18 protein-coding genes are annotated in these 20,346 nt (G+C 59.5%); 7 read left to right on the top strand and 11 right to left on the bottom strand.

What is annotated here, in order from left to right; all coding sequences use genetic code 11:
• Nucleotides 1-78: 78 nt before the first annotated feature.
• The 11 genes from ACR0C3_RS15555 to ACR0C3_RS15605 form a co-directional block, all read right to left on the bottom strand.
• Nucleotides 79-1,407: an FMN-binding glutamate synthase family protein gene (locus ACR0C3_RS15555; RefSeq protein WP_480759367.1), complete on the bottom strand. Its 1,329-nt coding sequence runs from the start codon at nt 1,405-1,407 to the stop codon at nt 79-81.
• A gap of 20 nt (nt 1,408-1,427) precedes the next feature.
• Nucleotides 1,428-2,111, bottom strand: a complete 684-nt coding sequence (locus ACR0C3_RS15560) for a protein GlxC (protein ID WP_480759297.1) — start codon at nt 2,109-2,111, stop codon at nt 1,428-1,430.
• Nucleotide 2,112: 1 nt separating this feature from the next.
• A complete protein-coding gene (locus tag ACR0C3_RS15565) occupies nt 2,113-3,036 on the bottom strand; it encodes a class II glutamine amidotransferase (RefSeq protein ID WP_480759298.1) in 924 nt (307 codons plus the stop codon).
• 206 nt (nt 3,037-3,242) lie between these two features.
• Nucleotides 3,243-3,869 carry a helix-turn-helix domain-containing protein gene (locus ACR0C3_RS15570; RefSeq protein WP_480759300.1) on the bottom strand — a complete coding sequence of 209 codons (627 nt, stop codon included), beginning with the start codon at nt 3,867-3,869 and terminating at the stop codon, nt 3,243-3,245.
• Nucleotides 3,870-4,137: 268 nt separating this feature from the next.
• Nucleotides 4,138-5,142, bottom strand: coding sequence for a diphosphomevalonate decarboxylase (gene mvaD, locus ACR0C3_RS15575; RefSeq protein WP_480759301.1), 1,005 nt, complete (start codon nt 5,140-5,142; stop codon nt 4,138-4,140).
• Nucleotides 5,135-6,037, bottom strand: coding sequence for a mevalonate kinase family protein (locus ACR0C3_RS15580; protein WP_480759303.1), 903 nt, complete (start codon nt 6,035-6,037; stop codon nt 5,135-5,137). The genes mvaD and ACR0C3_RS15580 overlap by 8 nt, the downstream gene beginning before the upstream one ends.
• On the bottom strand, nt 6,034-7,164 hold the full coding sequence (locus ACR0C3_RS15585) for a mevalonate kinase family protein (protein WP_480759304.1): 1,131 nt from the start codon (nt 7,162-7,164) through the stop codon (nt 6,034-6,036). The genes ACR0C3_RS15580 and ACR0C3_RS15585 overlap by 4 nt, the downstream gene beginning before the upstream one ends.
• Nucleotides 7,148-8,314 carry a hydroxymethylglutaryl-CoA synthase gene (locus tag ACR0C3_RS15590; RefSeq protein WP_480759305.1) on the bottom strand — a complete coding sequence of 389 codons (1,167 nt, stop codon included), beginning with the start codon at nt 8,312-8,314 and terminating at the stop codon, nt 7,148-7,150. The genes ACR0C3_RS15585 and ACR0C3_RS15590 overlap by 17 nt, the downstream gene beginning before the upstream one ends.
• On the bottom strand, nt 8,308-9,378 hold the full coding sequence (gene fni, locus ACR0C3_RS15595; protein WP_480759307.1) for a type 2 isopentenyl-diphosphate Delta-isomerase: 1,071 nt from the start codon (nt 9,376-9,378) through the stop codon (nt 8,308-8,310). The genes ACR0C3_RS15590 and fni overlap by 7 nt, the downstream gene beginning before the upstream one ends.
• Nucleotides 9,375-10,388 (bottom strand): hydroxymethylglutaryl-CoA reductase, encoded by a 1,014-nt coding sequence (locus tag ACR0C3_RS15600; RefSeq protein WP_480759309.1) that lies wholly within the window; start codon nt 10,386-10,388, stop codon nt 9,375-9,377. The genes fni and ACR0C3_RS15600 overlap by 4 nt, the downstream gene beginning before the upstream one ends.
• Before the next feature lie 195 nt (nt 10,389-10,583).
• A complete protein-coding gene (locus tag ACR0C3_RS15605) occupies nt 10,584-11,342 on the bottom strand; it encodes an NAD(P)-binding domain-containing protein (RefSeq protein WP_425084538.1) in 759 nt (252 codons plus the stop codon).
• A gap of 165 nt (nt 11,343-11,507) precedes the next feature.
• On the opposite strand from ACR0C3_RS15605, the gene ACR0C3_RS15610 reads away from it, so the two are divergent.
• The 7 genes from ACR0C3_RS15610 (at nt 11,508) to ACR0C3_RS15640 (ending at nt 20,331) form a co-directional block, all read left to right on the top strand.
• Nucleotides 11,508-12,410, top strand: a complete 903-nt coding sequence (locus ACR0C3_RS15610) for a LysR family transcriptional regulator (protein WP_480759310.1) — start codon at nt 11,508-11,510, stop codon at nt 12,408-12,410.
• 99 nt (nt 12,411-12,509) lie between these two features.
• Nucleotides 12,510-14,594 (top strand): hydantoinase/oxoprolinase family protein, encoded by a 2,085-nt coding sequence (locus ACR0C3_RS15615; RefSeq protein WP_480759311.1) that lies wholly within the window; start codon nt 12,510-12,512, stop codon nt 14,592-14,594.
• Entirely contained in the window at nt 14,594-16,303 is a 1,710-nt protein-coding gene (locus tag ACR0C3_RS15620; RefSeq protein WP_480759313.1) for a hydantoinase B/oxoprolinase family protein, read from the top strand. Before ACR0C3_RS15615 ends, ACR0C3_RS15620 begins: the two co-directional genes overlap by 1 nt.
• Complete coding sequence (locus ACR0C3_RS15625; RefSeq protein WP_480759314.1) at nt 16,300-17,511, top strand: NAD(P)/FAD-dependent oxidoreductase; 1,212 nt, start codon at nt 16,300-16,302, stop codon at nt 17,509-17,511. The genes ACR0C3_RS15620 and ACR0C3_RS15625 overlap by 4 nt, the downstream gene beginning before the upstream one ends.
• On the top strand, nt 17,511-18,284 hold the full coding sequence (locus tag ACR0C3_RS15630; protein ID WP_480759315.1) for an HpcH/HpaI aldolase family protein: 774 nt from the start codon (nt 17,511-17,513) through the stop codon (nt 18,282-18,284). The genes ACR0C3_RS15625 and ACR0C3_RS15630 overlap by 1 nt, the downstream gene beginning before the upstream one ends.
• A complete protein-coding gene (locus ACR0C3_RS15635; protein WP_480759317.1) occupies nt 18,281-19,495 on the top strand; it encodes a pyridoxal phosphate-dependent aminotransferase in 1,215 nt (404 codons plus the stop codon). The genes ACR0C3_RS15630 and ACR0C3_RS15635 overlap by 4 nt, the downstream gene beginning before the upstream one ends.
• The gene (locus ACR0C3_RS15640; RefSeq protein WP_480759318.1) at nt 19,492-20,331 is read left to right on the top strand and encodes an NAD-dependent epimerase/dehydratase family protein; all 840 of its coding nucleotides are present in this window, start codon (nt 19,492-19,494) and stop codon (nt 20,329-20,331) included. The genes ACR0C3_RS15635 and ACR0C3_RS15640 overlap by 4 nt, the downstream gene beginning before the upstream one ends.
• Nucleotides 20,332-20,346: the final 15 nt, after the last annotated feature.

Raw genomic sequence — 20,346 nt, forward strand, 5'->3', positions numbered from 1 at the left:
CGGCCTTCCTTTCCCTGTTTATCAATCCCAATAGAAGAAAGGCGCAGCCCCGTGTGACTGCGCCTTTCGAATGTCCGATCAGAACCCGGCCTTGCCCGGATACCAGTCGGTGCCTGCCAGGGGCACTTTTGCCATCGCAGCCGCCTCCATAGTCAGGGCACACAAGTCCTCGGGTTCCAGATTGTGCAAATGATTGTGACCGCAGGCCCGCGCGATGGTCTGCGCTTCAAGCGTCATGACCTTCAGGTAGTTGCGCAGCCGTCGCCCGGCATCAACCGGGTCAAGACGCGTGGCAAGCTCGGGGTCCTGAGTGGTGATGCCCGCGGGGTCTTTGCCTTCGTGCCAGTCGTCATAGGCTCCGGTTGTGGTGCCCAGCTTCTGATACTCGGCTTCCCATTTCGGGTCGTTGTCGCCAAGGGCAACCAGAGCCGCCGTGCCAATCGCCACCGCATCCGCGCCAAGCGCCATCGCCTTGGCCACGTCTGCTCCGGTGCGAATGCCGCCCGAGATCACAAGCTGCACCTCGCGATGCACACCCAGATCCTGCAGCGCCTGCACGGCGGGTCGGATGCAGGCCAGCGTCGGAATTCCCACATGTTCGATGAACACATCCTGCGTGGCCGCCGTACCGCCCTGCATCCCGTCCATGACGACAACATCCGCCCCGGCCTTCACTGCCAGCGCGGTGTCATAATAGGGCCGTGTTGCGCCGACCTTGACATAGATCGGCACCTGCCAGTTGGTGATCTCACGCAGTTCGAGGATTTTGATCTCAAGATCATCCGGCCCGGTCCAATCCGGGTGGCGACAGGCCGAGCGCTGGTCGATCCCTTTGGGCAAGGTCCGCATTTCGGCCACGCGGTCGCTGATCTTCTGACCCAGAAGCATGCCGCCTCCGCCGGGTTTGGCCCCCTGCCCCACCACGATCTCGATCGCGTCAGCCTTGCGCAGGTCGTTGGGGTTCATGCCATAGCGCGAGGGCAGATACTGATAGACCAGTTTGCTGGAATGACCGCGTTCTTCAGGCGTCATGCCGCCATCGCCAGTCGTGGTCGAAGTACCCGCCGCTGATGCGCCGCGGCCCAAGGCCTCTTTCGCGGGGCCGGAGAGCGCACCAAAGCTCATCCCTGCGATGGTGATCGGGATATCCAGCTGGATCGGGTTCTTGGCAAAACGCGTGCCCAGCGTCACCGAGGTATCACAGCGTTCGCGGTAGCCCTCCAGCGGATAGCGTGAGACGGAGGCCCCCAGAAACAGCAGGTCATCGAAATGCGGTACCTTGCGTTTGGCCCCACCCCCCCGGATGTCATAGATGCCGGTGGCCGCCGCGCGGCGTATCTCGGCGTTGATCGGGTTGGAAAAGGTCGCCGACTGGATCGGAACGGTGCGCGGGGTCTGATCGTCCATATCTTTCATACCCTTCATCCTTAGTAAGCGGCCGAGTTATCGACGTCGAAGTTATACAGCTGACGTGCCGAGCCATAGCGTTTGAACTCTTCCGGTTTGGCGTCGCTGCCTGCGCGGTCCAGCAAATCCTTCAGGATCTCAAGATGTTCGGGGCGCATCTCTTTCTCGACACAGTCCGCGCCAAGGCTCTTGACTGAGCCGCGCACAAACAGCCGCGCTTCGTAGAGGGAATCCCCCAGCGCGTCGCCAGCATCACCGCAAACCACCAGATTGCCCGCCTGCGCCATGAAGGCCGACATATGGCCGATATTGCCATGCACCACGATGTCGATCCCCTTCATCGAGATCCCGCAGCGCGAGCTGGCATTGCCCTTGATCACCAGCAATCCACCGTGGCCCGTAGCCCCAGCGTACTGGCTGGCATCGCCATCGACGATGACCTGACCCGACATCATATTCTCGGCCACGCCCGGCCCAACCGAGCCTTCGACCCGCACAGTGGCCTGCTGGTTCATGCCCGCGCAGTAGTACCCGGTTGAGCCCTTCACCGTCACCTCGATCGGTGCGTCCAACCCGACCGCGATGGCGTGGCTGCCCTTGGGATTCACCACCTCCCAGCTGGTCTGGTTGGTCTCTTTGCTTTGCTCCTGCAAGGACGCGTTCAGCCCGCGCAGGCCGTCGGCCTCAAGATCGTAGGTCTGCATTTTACGCGGCCTTTTTGTTGGGAAAGTCTGTGTGGGACCAGAAGTAGACCGTCGCCGGCTCCGGCTCCCACACGCGGGCATCTTCAATGCCGGGCAGGTTCACCAAGGCTCGGTATTCACTGCCGAAGGCCACATATTGATCGGTTTCCGCCATGACCGCCGGTTTGCAGGCAATCGGGTCACGGACCACGCCGAACCCGTCCTTGGTGCCAACGACAAATGTGAAGAACCCATCCAGATCCTCAAGGCTGCTTTCCAGCGCCTCGCCCAGAGACGCGCCATTCATCATTTTCCACGTCAGGTAAGCGGCGCCCACCTCGGTGTCGTTCTCAGTCTGGATATGTACTCCTTCACGGCGCAGCTTGCGCCGCAGCGAGTTATGATTGGACAGCGATCCGTTATGCACCAAACACTGGTCATCCCCAGTGTTGAACGGGTGCGCACCCATCGTGGTCACCGCTGATTCAGTGGCCATTCGCGTGTGGCCGATCCCATGCGTTCCGGTCATGCCGCTCAGCTCAAAACGAGCGGCAACATCTTTGGGCAGACCGACCTCCTTGTAGATCTCAAGGCTTTCTCCGCGGCTCATGATCCGGACGGAGGGGCGGATTTCGGCTAGCGCAGCGCGCGCGGCCTCGAACTGATCGCCCGGGATATCCAGCACTGCATGGGTGTCGTTGATCGTCTGGGTCACGGACGTGTTCAGGCGTCGGCCCAGCTCATCCGCCAGACCGGCAAAGTCCTGTTCGGGGTTTGCAGACTGAACGGTGACTTTCGTAGTGCCCTGAGTTGGATCGCCATAAATCGCGATACCAGCGCTGTCGGGGCCACGATCGGTCATGGTGATCAGCATATCCGTCAGCATCTCACCCAGTTTGGGCGACAGTGACTGGTCCTTAAGGAATAGTCCGACAATTCCGCACATGGCAGACAACTCTCCTTGCGTGTTTCGTTGCGCGTGTACGCTAGCAACAAAACATCCGATCCTCAATAATTATAGGAAATATTTTTTCCTTAAAGGCAAATTTTGCTTAATATCTGAGCGCATAGAAATACGCCGTCCCGAGAAAGCTCGGACAACACGCCTTTAGGCTAGGCTAGTTGATCGATATCATTCTTCTAAAAGGCGGATCAGCTTGTCTGAGGGTAGGAAATGACCGACAGATACCGCGCCGGCAAGCTGACCAGTCGCTCAGGTCCATGCGGCGCATCCGCGTCGAAGAACAGAGTATCGCCGGGTTTCAATGGGTAAACCTCATCGCCATGGCGATAGTCCACCTCACCCTCCAGCATATAGATCGTTTCAATCCCGCCATGCTGGAAGGTTGGGAAAACATCCGATTCCGCTGTCAGGGTGATCAGATAGGGCTCAACAATTACACCCGAACCATTGGCGCCTAAATGGCCAAGAAGGTTGTATTGGTGATGCGCCCGCGTACCTTCACGCTCTAACTCGACGCCTTCACCGGCCTTGGTGTGGACAGCGTCGCGACGTTCTTCAAAGCGGCGAAAAAAGCTGGTCAGAGGAACCGACAACGCATCGGCCAGCAGTTGCAGCGTGGTCAGCGAAGGCGACGTGTTGCCGTTTTCGATCTTGGACAGCATCCCGATCGACAGGCCGGTTACCTGCGCAAGCTCGGCGACCGTTGTGTTCTGTTGCTTTCGAAAGGCCCGAACCTCGCGACCGATGGCCACTTCCAGAACCTTTTCCCGGTCACCAGACCGGATCGAATGAGGATCCTGCGTGAGTTTCGTCATTGAGGCTCTGTCGTTTGGGTTGGCCGTCATATCCACTGCCCTTGCTACAAGTGTTTGAGCCTGTTCGGCAAGGCGCTGAGCCTGCAAGTTGGATAGCGAAGCCTTTGGTGAAAGTCTATTGCCCGCCAAAGGGCAGGAAGAATTGAGGGCACTACCAACCTCAAACGCCTGATGACCGTGCGTCGGATCGCGCTCGGACAATTCAGACTAACCTTCCAGAGCGTGACACTTGCCGCAGAGGCGATCACTCAGTGATGCGCTGCGGCTTCTACGTGTTTTGCCAACCAAAAGGCGATATCACGCGGGCGCCAGGAAACGCTTGCAAGACATCTGCCTCAACCTCTCTAAGAAAAACCAGCTTGATATTCGCCCCCGCATCCATCGTGGCATAGGCTGCAAGTCCTTCTGTGCGGGCCTGCCACAGTCGCTGCAGGATCACCCAGCTTTGATCAGTAAGGTAGGTCAGCGCGGGGCGTGCGGCTTGCATGGTCGCGTGCATGGCCAACGCATTTGCCTCGGCCGTTTGGCCCAGAGTTTGAAAGTCTCTCTCAATGACCGCTTGCTCGATGGTCTTGCAGTCCCGCTCGGCCATCTCGGGCCAGCTGGAAAACAGAGGGCTGGTATCGACCGTGTGGTTCATTCCATCGCGGGACGAGTGCAGTTTCGGGCCTGTGTCCACCTCGACAATGGCGATGCGGAATTCAGGCCATACCAGATCAAGCGGCACGCCGTGGCTGTCGCCACCGTCATCGCACACGCCCTTGTCCCAGCGCACGAAGCCGTGCCAGAGGGATCGGGTTGCGCTGCCGCTGCCCAATCGGGCGATCAGGCTCATGTCCTGTGCTTGCAGGTCCAAGCCGAAACTGCCGCATAGCGCGCGGGTCAGCGCCGCAAAGCCCGACGCGGACGATGCCAAACCGGCCGCCGTCGGGATCGTGTTTCTGGTCGAGATCATCAGCGGCACATCGCGGCCACCGCGAAACAAATCCGCAAACGCAAGCGCCTTGCGCGCAAAGGCCGATGTCGGCGGCAGAGGCTGACCGTCCAACAAGACCTGATCCGACCCGCTCTGGGATGGCTCGACAGTTGTGTGGGACCCCCACTCCGCCAACGAGATCGACAAGGAGCTGTTGAGCGGCAGATTCAACGCTCTGTCCCGCTTGCCCCAGTATTTCGACAACGCAATATTGCTTGGGGCATAGGCGCTGAAGCTTCGCACCTCGCCCGCGTCTCGCATCGCTTGTTGAATGAGGGTCTGAACGGCGTCAGTCATGTATGATCAGTCCTTCGCTGGCCAGTGTCACCGGAGTGAACCCGTCAGGCGGCGTTCCCAGAGCCAGAACGCAATCGCCCAAGCCAGAGCCCGATATCTTGGCTGCCAAGACACCCTCGGCCTGTCGGGCCGATGTGATGATCCGGTTCAAGGTTTCGTCGCTCACGCCCAAATCTTCCATCCGGGTTTGATAGCTTGTCAGGGCGTTCGCGAAGGCCACCCAATCGCGGTCCTTTGCTGCATTGATGGCATGATCGGCCAAGTCACCCATATCGGCATAAAGCGTTTTGAACTCGGCCTCTCTTCCGATCATCCGTTCCGCAACCTTTTGCAACACAACCGAGGTGGGGGTCTTGTAGCCGCAGTATCGCAGGCTGATCGTTGGAGGGTGAGGCAGTGCCACCATCTCTGGATTTGGCGGAGCGCGGTAAGCCAGCATACCGCCCTGCAAGCTGGCGGCCAAATCGGCGCCACTACCACGGCCCTGAATGTCCTGAATGATCTGATAGGCCTTGGCGTGAACACCGTTCAACGGCTGGCCCGTGATGGTCAGAACGGCCCCCAGAGCGGCAATGGTCACGGCGGCAGAGGACCCAAGCCCAAGCGTCGGGTCAATCTCCGACGAGATCGAGATATCCATCCCGACGTCTATCGCATCCCTGTGCATGGCGATTGCGGCAAGGACAAACTTGTACGGCCCCACTGCCTGTAGCCGATTCAAGTCAACAGTTTGCGTTTCGACAATCTCGGAGGAGAGACGCACCAATTGATCGGTGCGCGGTCGCAGCGTCACCGTCAGTCTTTGCTCAATGGCGGCCACGATGGCTCTGGAGCCGTAAACGACCGCATGTTCTCCGGTAATCATGACCGACCCCGGTGCGCTGGCCCGTATCATGAGCTGGCCCCGTCTGAGCTGTCGTTGGGTGCCTTGCCCATTTCTGCTCCCGTCGAGGCAAGACGCAACGCGGACCATTGCATCTGAGGATAGCCCGACATGAAATCGGCCATTTTGTCGTGGTCCCTCATATGCACCAGAACCACCCCACCAAAATCACCGCGCACAGACCCCGCACCGCAGATTTTGGCCGCACCGCCAATGCCTTCGATCTCTCTTATGAACGCTTGGCACGGGTCCGGCACGACGCCAATCATTTCAAGCAATCGCTGGTTTTCGGAAATCGCATCGTCCGGGTCATGCCCCGAGGCGATCGCGGTCAAAAACGCGGTCGTACAGTCGCCGAAACGTTGCCAAAGGGCTTCGTTCTGCGCGTGTTCGACCTTGACCGCGCTGACACATTCGCCAGTGCTGCTTTCAGGCCGACCGTGCAGGACCCAATACCACCCCTTCCCCGTCAACAAGCCATGATCCGGCGGTAACTCCGGAGCTGAGATACCCGTTTCGCCTGCACGCACAAGGCCGCCTCGGACAACTGCGGCGGCATCGATCGGCCCCGCACGCCCATGCTTGAGACGCTCGCAAAACCGGACCCGCTCATACCTCTCTTCAAGCGTTTTGGGCCGCTCCAACAGGGTTTCAAACAACACCGTTGTGGCCGCGACGATGGCCGCGGACGACCCCATTCCCGCGCCGATAGGCAGCTCTGACCGACTGGCCAGCTGTCCGGGCGCCAATTTGCTGTTCATCGCACCAATGCCGGGAATCGTTGACCCGGGCGTTGCGAGGCTGTCATGCAACAGTGAGGCCAGAGTATAGACGGCAAGATCATCGGGACGCGTGAGGATCTTGTGGACATCCAACTCGCCGCGCGTGAATTGATCAAAGCGCTGATCCAGTGACGCCTTGAACTGAGACAACAGTTTCAGAGGGTAGTATTCGCCTGACGACAGGTTCTCGAACGCGGTTTTCAATCCTTCGCCCAAACCCAGAGGCTGAAACGAAACTTCGGTATAGCGGGCCACGGCCATTGCCAGCGCGGGCATGCCGTACAGAACCGAATGCTCTCCGGACAGGATCAGCTTACCGGGCGCGTGGGCCCAGACTTTATCATGCGGTGCGGTCAACGTAGATGCGCTTGTTATCGTCAATGCTTGCCAGTCTGTAGCGCCCCTTTGCCTCGTCAGGCATGGGGGTATCTGTCCCGTCCTCGCCATTCCTCGCGTGCCAAAGGGCAACATATTCATCATATGAGACGGCGGTCCGGTCCTCCAGGATTTCCCGGTGGCGGGATGCAAACAGATGATCGCGGTAGCCTTCGACCACCTTGGCATCAAAGAACTCACCGGTCGCGCCGGAGCCGTAGGAAAACAGTCCTAGGGATTTGCCCGCCAGATCGCTATCGCTGTTCTCCAACGTGGACAGGATCGCGAGGTACATCGATGCGGTATAGCTGTTCCCGACCTGACGATTGTAGATCATCGCCGGCAGAGCGGCCTGCATATCGGCCTCGGCTTTTGCCTCTTTCGCCAGACGCAGATGCGCCTTCTCGCCCATACGCGAGAATGGCAGGTGATAGCAGAACTGCGTAAACCCATCGTAGGATAAGCCGCCATTTGCCTGATAATCGCGCCAGGACTCCACCAGCGCCCCAAGATAGCGCAGCGCCGAGTATTTACCGTCAACCAAGGGTGTGCGCCGGTGGTTGGGGCGCCAGAAATCCATGATGTCTTCGGTAAACAGGCCCGAGACAGTGCCGATCTCCAACAGTGTCGGTTCAGCCGCGACCAGCATCGCAACGGCTGAGGCCCCTTGCGTCGCCTCGCCCGAGCTGTCCAGATCATAGCGCGCGATATCAGAGGCGATCACAAGCACCTTACGATCAGGTTTGCGTGCAACATGGGCGCAGGCCATTTGCAATGCAGCGGTGGCAGAATAGCAGGCCTGCTTCAATTCCACATTGCGCAGGTTCGAAGGCAGCCCCAGAAGTCGCTGCACATAGATACCCGCCGATTTCGACTGGTCGATCCCTGTTTCCGTTGCAAACAGGATGGTGTCGATCCCGTCGGCACCGAATTGATCAATGATCGGCTTCGCGGCCTCGGCAGCCATGGTCACCACGTCTTCGTCATGCCCGGGCATGGCGATCTTTTCCTGCCCGATCCCGCGAGAGAACTTGGCAGGGTCGATGCCGTGATGCTGGGCCAGAGTGTCCAGCGAAATATAGCGATGAGGCGTATAGAAGCTCATCGCGCTGATACCAGTAGAGATTACCAAAACTTCGACCTTGATCGGATCAGTGAGACATTTGCCTTCAGCTGAGATACATCGGCGCAGCCCAAAAGAAACATCGCCGTTTGAAATTCGCGACGTAACTTTTCGATTTGTCGGATGACCTGCGCGCTCGATTCCTGCGCTGCGGCCAAAAACGGCGCGGCCATTCCGCACAGATCTGCGCCCAGAATGATAGATTTGGCCATGTCCACACCGTCTCTTAAACCGCCACTGGCGATGAGTGTTGTTGGATCGGTCTTTTTGACCAAGACGTCCCGAGTTTCAAGCAGACTCTCGACCGTCGTCAGGCCCCAATCCTGAAAAACCAGACCCAGATCGTCCTGCTCGTCTGCGCGGCGGTGATATTCGATCCTGCTCCAGGACGTGCCCCCGCGACCGGCCACGTCGAAATGGCGTATACCGGCGTTATAGGCCAGCTCGACATCAGGGCCGGACAGCCCGGCACCAACCTCTTTGATCAGCACAGGCACTGGCGTGTTCGACACCAGATCAGAGATCTTGCCAGACAGGTTGGAAAAGTCGCGATCCCCTTCGACCTGCACGGCCTCTTGCAACGGATTGAGGTGCAGATACAGCCCGTCGGCTTCAAGCGCCTGAACGGCCTTAAGACAGTGGCCTGCATCTAGTCCCGCGTTCAGCTGCACAGCGCCGATATTGCCGATCAGAGGTATACTCGGCGCGGCATCGCGCAGTTGAAAACTGCCCCTCGAGGCAGGATCCGCAAACAACACACGTTGTGAGCCGACGGACATCGCCACCCCGGTCACCTCTGCCGCCTCAGCAAGATTGCGATTGATCCTTGCGATCTCGTCCCCGGTTCCACCCGTCATCGACGAAATCAGCAGCGGAAAGCTGAGCGGCTTTTCCAGAAACCGGGTGCCGGTGTCGACCGCATCCAGATCCAGTTCAGGCAAGGCGCGATGGGTCAGAGAGATCGTGTCAAACCCGCTGCGCCTGCGTTCGACTTCGGGGTCTTCAAGTACAGCGCGCAGATGGTCCAGTTTGCGCCCGGCCACGCTGCGGTCGGCAGGTTTGGGGTTGGTCATCGCTCCAGTTCCATATGGGTGCGCACCAGCTCTCCGGGATTGGTTTGCGCGGCCATCAAGGACAGCTCACCGCACAACACCGCCCCGGCACAGATGCCAGCCAGCCGACGGGCGTTTTCGCCCGCCTCGCGCTCCTCTTTGCAGCCCATCAGACGCAGGTTTTCTTCGACCTGTTCATTGCCTTTTCCCGCCCCGACCGAACCGACGATCAGGTTCGGCAAGGTGCATGAGAAATACAGGTCTTCACCGCGCGCTTCGCAATGAACGATACCTTGGCTGCCCTCAATGATATTCGCGGCGTCCTGACCGGTGGCCAGATAGAAGGCCAGCAGAATGTTTGCGAAATGCGCATTGGCACTGCGCAGAGATCCCGCGAGATTTCCGCCAATCAGGTTCTTTTCGAGATTGAGCGCAACCATCTGCTCGGACGTGGTGCGCAGCATGCGCCGCAGCAGTCGACCCGGAATTTCCACTTCGGCAATGACGTATTTGCCCCGCCCCAAAAGCCCGTTCGCAGCGGATGCCTTCTTGTCGGTACACAGGTTGCCCGAGATCGACGCGTAGGCCAATTGCGGCTGGTCATCCAAGACCCAGTTCAGCACCGCCTCGGCCGCCTTGGTCACCATATTGTGACCTGAGGCGTCCCCGGTGGAACACTCAATCCGAATAAACAGCAAGTTCCCAGCGATCTGACGATTCAGCTTGATCAGGCGGGCAAAGCGGCTGGTCGAGGAGATGATCTCGGCCACTTTGTCGGTCTGCGCCTCGATCCGTTGCCAGGCTTGATGCGCCGAGGCCGCATCCTGCGCACGTACGGCGATGGAGCGCGTCATCCGCTCATCAACCAGGGTGACCTGAATGCCGCCTGCATGCCGTGAAACACCTGCACCCCGCGCGGTGGAGGGCCATAAGGGCGTCTCGAACGTCGCCAGAGGGACGCTGACCTCGCCGGACACCAGATCCCCTCTGAACAGAATCGGCCCGACCCATTGGGTTGGAAGCGGGGTCACGAACGTAGATTTGGCGCGCACCTGGGGTCCCTTTTCAGTTTCGGTCGACAAAAGCGTCTGATCCGATGAGGGGTATCACCAGACCAAAGGGCCAATGTCAAACCGCCAAAGCCAAACATCGCGGCCGTCACGGCGACCCCAATGGGTAAACGCATCCCGCATCAGCGACATGATGTCGTCGCGCGCGCCTAATCGTCAGCCCTCGGACAGGCGGGCCGACAGGACCTCGATCCCTTGGACCAGATCGTCATAGGTGTTGCGATCGGCCATGTACTCTCTCAACTGCTGGTTCAGCCCGCCCGGCGTGTTCAACGAGTCGACAAGATCGGCCATCGCGTTCTCGGTCTCCATCGGTGCGGCCATGATCGACCCTCCGATCAACAGGCGCAGGAATTTCTCAGCCTCATGGGTGCTGCCGGTTTTGTGGCCTAGCCAGTCAATCCCGACGGCCAGCGACTTTGCCACCACCGACAACAGGGCCTGTGCGGCCAGAAACTCGTTGAAATCACTCTCAGACTTCATGGTGATCACGGTGTTTGAACCACCATAGAGCGCCTCAATCGTTGGCGACGCGGGAAATACCAGAACCGGAGACCCGCCCGAGGCAATGGATGGGAACGGGATCATCAGCGTCTCGAACGTGGCCGGTGCAACGAGGGCCTGAACCTGTTCCGGCGAGATACCAACCATGAACGAGACAACCCGCTGGCCTTCGCAAAACCGCAGCGCGGACAGCATCGCCTCGGCCTGTTCGGCGGTCGATCCGACAAAGACCACATCGCTGGCATCCAAAACACCCTGATTGTCAGCCACGGTCACATTGTCAAAACGGGCCGACAGCTCGGATGAGTTGGCCCGGCCTCTTTCGCTGACAACAATGTCATGGCCATCGCTGACCAAACCTTCGGCGCAGGCCCGCGCAATGGTTCCAAACCCAAGATAGCCAAGCCTCATGTTTGCCTCCTGTTTCCCGGCACATGGTCGAGTCGCCCCGTTGATCGCGCTATTCGCCGCCGCACGCAAACCAATTCTCCACCGACCAGACATCAAATGGACGGAACGGACGGCTTCTTGCCCTGAACGATTGACGATCAGTTTCTCTGATGCTCAAAAGCTTGAATGATAAAGAGCCAAATCACTCTCAAACAGCTCGAAGCCTTCACCTTCGTAGTCGATATGGGAACCTTCCGCGCCGCAGCGAACGCGCTTGCCACGACGCAGCCCAATATCTCTTCACGTATCGCCACGCTGGAAGATGCGTTGGGCACAAAGCTATTGTATCGCGATGCAGGCTCCGTGCGTCTGACAGCGAAGGGAGAGGCGCTGTTGGAAAAAACCAGAACGGTTCTCCGCGCAACCGAAGCCTTGCTGGAAGAGGCCGACCGACAGGATCTGATTCAGGAGCGGTTGCGTCTTGGCGTCACCGAATTGGTCGCCTGCACATGGCTGCAAGATTTTCTGCGTTGCCTAAAACAGCACTATCCCAATCTGAGCGTCGAGCTTGTGGTAGACCTGTCCAGCACGATTGATGAAAAGCTGCTGGAGGGGCAGCTTGATCTTGCGGTGCAGAACGGGCCATTCAAAACGGAACTGGACGGGACAAGAGAACTGACCGGCGAAGACTATGTGTGGGTGGCCAACACGACACTCGCCTCAGGCTTACCCGACGGGCGCAGCGTCGACCGGTTTTTCGCATTCTCCGTTCTGACCCATGCTCGCCACACAATTGCAGGGCACAGCCTGCACGCCATGGCGCAGGAACGCGGGCTGGACGCGCAAAAAATCGTGCATTCAAACGCTTTGTCCGCTTGTGTTCCGATGGTCTCAGAGGGTCTCGGGATCGCATTGCTGCCGCGCCCTCTGGTCCAGCGTGAGATCGACTCGGGTGCCCTGCTGGAACTCGAATCCGACTGGACAGCCGATCCGCTGCGGTTTTTTGCCCGCTATGATCCAACTCGGGCCGCACGGTTCGTGGAACATGCGGCGGAAATCGCCGCTCAGCTCAGGCCACAAAAAGGATAAATAAAACTGATCAAGGGTAGAAATTAAAGCAATTTGATTTTTCGTCCCGAGCTGGGTTTTAGTCGCGTTTGACAGGTACTCTTTCAAGCGGGCACGGGCATGACATCACATTCTTTCCGACTGGGCGTTGATATCGGCGGCACCTTTACCGATGTGGTTCTGGAAAAGGATGGACAGACATTTTCAACCAAAGTGCTGACAACCTATGCCGCGCCGGAAAACGCGATCATCGACGGGATGCAGCAGGTTTGTGCAAAGGCCGAGATCACTCCGGGCCAGATTGACCAGATCATCCACGGCACCACGCTGGCGACAAATGCGCTGATCGAACGTCGGGGGGCGAAAACGGCGCTGATCACGACGGAAGGGTTCCGCGACGTGATCGAAATGCGCACCGAAAGCCGGTTCGAGCAGTACGACCTGAACCTCAAACTACCTGACCCGCTGCTGCCACGCCACATGCGCTTTACCGTTCCCGGCCGCGTCGATGCGCGCGGCGAGGTTCTGGTTGATCTGACCCGAGCCGATGTCGAAGCCGTGGTGGACAAGATCGCGCAAGCCGGGTTTGAATCGGTGGCGGTGGGTCTGATCCACTCCTACCTCAACCCAACGCATGAGCATCTGGTGCGCGAAGTTCTGGCCGAGAAACTGCCTGACGTTTCGGTTTCGATCTCGTCCGAGGTTTCGCCTCAGATGCGCGAGTATGAGCGGTTCAACACGGTCGTCGCCAACGCCTATATCAAGCCACTGATGGCCTCATACCTTGGCCGGCTCGAAGATCAGTTACGCGCGCAAGGCGTTAAATGCAGGATTTTCCTGATGCATTCGGGTGGCGGCATCATCTCAATCCAGAATGCGGCCGATTTCCCGGTGCGGCTGGTCGAAAGCGGCCCCGCAGGTGGCGCGGTTTTCGCGGCCCACATCGCTGCGCGCTACGGGTTGGACAAAGTGCTGAGCTTTGACATGGGCGGCACCACGGCCAAGATCTGCCTGATCAAAAACCAGACGCCCAAAACCAGCCGCGTGTTTGAGGTCGCGCGAACCTATCGGTTCAAGAAAGGCTCGGGCATGCCGATTTCGATCCCGGTGATCGACATGGTAGAGATCGGCGCGGGCGGCGGCAGCCTGGCTCATGTGGACGGGATGCGCCAGATCCGCGTGGGTCCGGAAAGCGCCGGATCCGAGCCAGGCCCGGCCTGCTACGGGCGCGGTGGCACGCGCCCCGGTGTGACGGACGCTGATCTGATTCTCGGTAAGCTGGACCCGAACAACTTCGCCGGTGGCTCGATCGTTTTGCACCCTGACAACTCCAAATCTGCGCTGGCCAACCACATTGGCAGTACGCTGGACATGGACCCGATTGAGGCCGCCTTTGGCGTGGCCGAGGTGGTGGACGAAAACATGGCCAACGCAGCACGCGTTCACGCCGTTGAGAATGGTGAAGACCTGAGCGAATACACCATGATCGCCTTTGGAGGCGCGGCCCCTCTGCACGCCGGGCGTCTGTGTGAAAAGCTTGGGGTCGAACGCCTGCTGGTCCCGCCAGGGGCTGGGGTCGGCTCAGCCATCGGGTTCCTGCGCGCGCCTTTCAGTTTTGAGGCCAACCGCTCGGTCTATATGAAACTCAGCGATTTTGACGCGGGACGGATTAGGCAGCTTTTGTCCGATCTGAGGGACGAAACAACGGGCTTTGTAAGAACCTGCGATACAACCAGCCCGATCCGGACCGATTTCAAAGCTTATATGCGCTATTCCGGTCAGGGCTGGGAAATCCCGATCGAACTGACCGAAGAACAGGCAAAGAATCCCGACGCCGCCACCTATCAGGCCCGGTTCGAGGAAGGCTATACCAAGCTTTTTGGCCGCCCGGTCGCGGGCATGGATATCGAGATCACCGTCTGGTCCGTCAACGCCAGCACCCCGCCTGAAGAGGTCACGCCAATTGCCGTCACGTGCGCAACAGGCCCGGCCATGTCCGACGGCACGCGACAGGTCTTTGATGCGGCATCCGGCCGTTACCTGGACTCAGATACCGTCCACCGGACGGGTATGCAGACCGGGCAGCGCGCCCAAGGGCCTGCAATCGTAACCGAGGATGAAACAACCATCGTTGTCCCCGCCAGCCGGGACGCCATCCGCCAACCTGATGGCTGCATCGACGTTGTGACAAAAGGAGCCGCGTGATGAGCAACGAGCATTCCAAAGTCACCTATCAGGTCATGTGGAACCGCCTGATCTCGGTTGTCGAGGAACAGGCGCAGGCGTTGGTTCGGACGGCGTTCTCAACCTCGGTCCGCGAGGCCGGGGACCTGTCGGCGGGGGTCTATGACACGCACGGGAACATGCTGGCGCAGGCTGTGACCGGTACGCCGGGCCATGTGAACGCGATGGCAGATGCGGTCGCGCATTTCATTCGCCGAATTGGCCGACAGAACATGCATGACGGCGACGTCTACATCACCAATGACCCGTGGGAGGGCACAGGCCACCTACATGACATCACGATGGTCACCCCATCTTTTCACAAGGGGGCGTTGGTCGGGTTCTTTGCCTGTACCGCGCATATCGTGGATATCGGCGGGCGCGGCTTCGGGGCTGATGCACAAAGCGTCTATGAGGAAGGGCTGTATATCCCGATCATGAAGTTCGTCGATCGCGGCATTGTGGATGAAACGCTGGTACGCCTCATCCGCGGTAATGTGCGCGAGCCAGATCAGCTGATCGGAGACATTTACGCTCTGACCACCTGTAACGAGATCGGCCATCGCCGCCTGATCGACATGATGGAGGAGTTCGACCTCGAAACCCTCGATGGGATCGCCGCGTTCATCCTCGACAACTCCCGCCGAGCGACGCTGGAGCGTATCGCTGCCCTACCTCAGAAAACCGCTGAGGGTGAAATGACGATGGACGGGTTTGATACTCCGATCACGTTGAAGGTCAGAATCAGCGTTGAAGGCGACAGGATCGTGACCGATTTCTCCGGCACTTCGGGGGTGGACAAGAAGGGGATCAATTGCCCGCTGGTCTATACCAAGGCCTATGCCTGCTACGCGCTCAAGGTCGCGATTGCGCCCGAGATCCCTAATAACGCGGCATCATTGGCCCCGTTTGAGGTCACCGCACCTGAGAACACCATCGTGAATGCACTGCACCCGGCTCCGGTCGCGCTGCGCCATATCGTGGGCCATTTCGTGCCCGATGCGGTCTATGACGCGTTCGACAAGATTGTTCCCGGCCTTGTCCCCGCCGAAGGTGCGGGCTGTCTGTGCAACTTTCAGGTTAGCCTGCGCCCCCGGACCGATGCTCCGGCCCCTAAAGGCGCCCGCCGGTCCGAAGTGCTGACCTTCAACTCGGGCGGGTCCGGCGCGCGGCCGGAACATGATGGGATGAACGCCACCGCCTTCCCTTCGGGCGTCATGACCATGCCGATTGAAGCCACCGAACACGCAGGCCCCGTCATCATCTGGCGCAAAGAACTGCGCCCCGATAGCGGTGGCGCAGGTAAAACGCGTGGCGGGTTGGGCCAGTATATGGAGGTTGGCGCACAGGAGGGGTACGAGTTCGACATTCAGGCCATGTTTGACCGCAGCCAGCACCCCGCGCGCGGTCGTCGTGGCGGGGGGAATGGCGCACCCACAACCATCGCCCAGGACGACGGATCTGACATGCGGGTCAAAGGTAAACAGTTTGTACCACACGGGCGCAAAGTCGTGATGGCGTTCCCCGGCGGTGCTGGCTACGGTGACCCGTCGGAACGGTCAAAACAGATGGTGAAGCGTGATCTGGCGCTCGGCTATATTTCCGACGAAACAGCATCGCGCGACTATGGCTTGACGGCATCCGAGATCTCCGAAATCCACCGCGCCGTTGCAAAAGGAGAATACGAATGAGCAACCAAAGCCCGGCCCGGCAAAGCTATGACGTGGTGATCATAGGCGGCGCAATCATGGGTGCCTCGACCGCTTGGTTCCTGTCGGACAATGCCGATTTCAATGGCTCGGTTCTGGTGATCGAACGCGACATGAGTTTCGCCTCATGTTCAACCGGGCATACAAATTCTTGTATCCGGCAGCAATTCTCGGCCGAGCTGAACGTGCGGATCAGCCAGTTTGCCGCCGACTTCGTCAAGAACCTACGCGGCTATATGGGTGGAGACGACCGGGTGCCCGAGCTTTCGATCCATTCCTTTGGCTACATGTATCTGGCCGACAACGAAGGCTTTGCCAGCGTGCTGCGCGAGAACCAGAAGGTGCAGTTGGCGGCAGGTGCGGCAACGCAGCTGATGAACGCAGATGAGATCAAGGCCGCCTACCCGTTCTACAATGTTGATGACATCGTCCTGGGCTCGATCAATCTGGTTGACGAAGGCTATTTCGACGGCGCAGCCCTCGATCACTGGTGGCGGCGACAAAGCCGCGAGCGTGGCGTCGAATGGGTCCAGAACGAAGTCGTCGAGATCACCCGAAACGTCGCAGGCACCAAGGTCGAAAGCGTCACGCTAGCCTCGGGCGAAGTCATTGCGTGCGGACAGGTGGTCAATGCGTCCGGCCCTCGGGCCGCCAGAACCGCGCAAATGGCGGGGATTGACGTGCCGGTCGAACCCCGCAAACGCTATTCCTGGATTTTCAAGGCCGAACAGCCACTAGACCGCGACCTGCCGTTGACCATTGACCCTTCGGGCGTTCATGTGCGCGAGGTCGGAGGCGGCACCTATCAATGCGGCGGGCATACCGACATCGACCCGGCTGTAGATTTCGATGATTTCAACATGGACCACGCCTTCTGGGAAAACCACGTCTGGCCTGTCCTCGCCACCCGTATCCCGCAATTCGAAGCAATCAAGCTGCAAAGCGAATGGGCCGGGCACTATGCGATGAACACCTTCGATCACAACGCAATCATGGGTCCGCATACCGAACTGTCGAACTTCATCTTCCTGAACGGGTTTTCGGGCCACGGGCTGCAGCAATCTCCGGCGATGGGGCGTGGAACGGCCGAGTGGTTGACCTATGGCGAATACCGCGCGCTTGATCTGACGCCCTTCAACTACGAACGTATCCCGGCCGGACAACCCATCATCGAAAAGGCAGTGATCTGATGGAGCTCACACCCAACCGTTTCACCCGTGCAATCGCAAATGGCGACAAACAAGTTGGTGTGTGGGTCAGCCTGTGCAGTAACACTGCAGCCGAAGTCATAGCCACCTCAGGTTATGACTGGGCGCTGATCGACATGGAGCACAGCGCGAACGACTATCACAGCGTGTTGTCGCAGTTGCAGGCCTTTGAGGCGTATCAGACCACCGCACTTGTCCGCGTCGAATGGAATGATGCGGTTGTGGTCAAACGTCTACTTGACCTAGGAGCGCCAGGGCTTTTGTTTCCGATGATCCAATCCGTGGAAGAAGCCGAACGCGCCGTCGCGGCCACGCGCTACCCCCCGCGCGGCGTTCGCGGGATGGCGGGCGCAAGCCGAGCAACGGGTTTTGGGCGGATCAAGGACTATGTGACGCGCTGCGAAGACGAGCTGACAGTTCTGCTACAAGTGGAATCCCGCGCTGCCTTGGAACAGGCCGAGGCTATCGGCACTGTCGATGGTGTCAGCGGCATCTTCTTCGGCCCGGCGGATATTGCAGCCGATCTTGGTCATGTCGGCGACCCCATGCATCCCGAGGTCTGGTCCGAGATCAGAAAGGCCGCGCAGAAACTGATCGTGCGCGGGGTGCCCGTCGGCACCCTGGTCACCGACCCAGCCTTTGCGGCCGAGCTTTTAAACGAAGGGTTCACCTTCGTTGCCAATACCATTGATACCGGCCTTCTGGCGCGTGCAGCGGATACGGCTCTGGCCCAGACGAAAGATCTCCTGAAATGAGCTTTGCCGCCTCGCGCCTTGCATCCGTGAAACCCTCGGCCTCGGCTTGGGTCAGCCAGGCCGCCAAAGAGGCCCGCGCGCGGGGTGAGGATGTCATTGATCTGGGCCTCGGAGAGCCCGATTTCGACACGCCCGACCACATCAAGGACGCCGCACATCAGGCCGCTCTGGCGGGTGAGACCAAATACCCGCCCACCAACGGCACCCTCACCATGCGGCAGGCCGTTGTCGACAAGCTGCAGCGCGAGAACGATCTGACCTATGCACCGGATGAAGTCATCGTGTCGAACGGTGCCAAGCAGGTGCTGTTCAACGCCTTCATGGCCACGCTGGAGCCGGGCGACGAAGTTCTGCTCTGCGCGCCCTACTTTGGGCAGTACAAGGACATCGTGCTCATCCTTGGCGGTACGCCAGTGACTATCGAATGCCCGGCTGAGGACGGATTTCGCCTAACCCACGACAAGCTGACCGCCGCGATCACACCCAAGACACGCTGGCTGTTGCTGAACCAACCGTCGAACCCCTCGGGCGCGGTCTATTCGGACGCTGAGATTGCGGCCCTCGGCGCGGTTCTGGAACAACACGACCGTATCCTGATTCTGTCTGATGAGATCTACGAACACATCCTGTTCGACAATCGCGTCTTCCGGTCTTTCGCAGCCGTGTGCCCGACGCTGAAAGATCGGACACTGACGGTAAACGGGGTCTCCAAGGCCTATGCGATGACCGGGTGGCGCATCGGCTATGGCGCAGGCCCGAAAGAGCTGATCGCCGCGATGACCAAGGTACAGAGCCAGATTTCCTCGGGCGCTTGTTCGATCGCGCAGGCCGCAGCGGCGGCGGCGTTGAACGGCCCGCAGGATGAGGTGCGCCGCTTCTGTACCGCGTTCGAGGCCCGCCGCGACCTTGTGGTCGAACGCATCCGCGACATTCCCGGCCTGACGCTCGACCCGCCGGGCGGTGCGTTCTACGGGCTGATCGGCTGTGAAGGCCTGATCGGGGCCACGACGCCCGACGGCACAACCCTGACCTCGGACGCAGATGTTACCGCCTATCTTCTCAGCGCGGCCGGTGTGGCGGCTGTTCCCGGCAGCGCCTATGAGCTGTCACCCTTTTTCCGCATTTCGACAGCCGCGTCCGAAGACGTTCTGAACACGGCCCTGAACCGCATCTCTGATGCCGTTGCCAATCTGAAAGGAGTTCGCCCATGAAGAAACTAGTCCTCACCGGCGCAGCGGGACGACTTGGATCATACTTGCGCGGGCCGCTATCGAAGCTGTGCGACGAGCTTGTCTCCTCGGACATCGCAGACAGCTTGCCCAGCCTTGCGCCGAACGAAAGCTACGTGAAAGCCGACCTTGCCGATCTTGAGGCCATGACAGAGCTGCTGGAAGGCGCGGATATGGTGGTTCATTTCGGTGCCATCGCGGATGAGGCCCCGATGGATGTGCTTTGGGGCCCGAACTTCTACGGTGCCTATACCGTGTGGGAGGCCGCCCATCGCAACAATCTCCGGCGGGTGGTCTATGCCTCGTCGATCCATGCGGTCGGCATGCACAAAAAGACCGATTTCATCGGCATCGACGCGCCACACAGACCAGACACGTTCTATGGGCTTGCCAAATGCTTCGCCGAAGACCTCGCCTCGCTTTACTGGGACAAGCGCGGGCTCGAGGCCGTCTGCCTGCGCATCCTGTCTTGCGCGCAGGTCACGAACAGTCGCGCCGTGGGAACGTGGCTAAGCTATGATGATCTGGTCCATATGGTGGAACAGGCGATCAAGACCCCGGTCACCGCATTCAGCATCGTCTATGGCGTCTCCGACAATGACCGCGCGCCCGTCGACAACTCAAAGGCGCGGCATTTGGGTTTCCGGCCCAAGGACAATGCCGAGCAATTCGCCGATGAGATCTTTGCCAAGGACGGCCCGCTTGACCCCCTTGATCCCGCCAACATCCATCACGGAGGCCCATTTGCAGCCGTCGATCTGGGCAGCAGTGGTATGGCGCATTTGAACCTGAACGCAGACGATACGGCGAAGGAGTAACCATTAGTGCCGTCT

The organism is Ruegeria sp. CK3, from assembly GCF_056536565.1.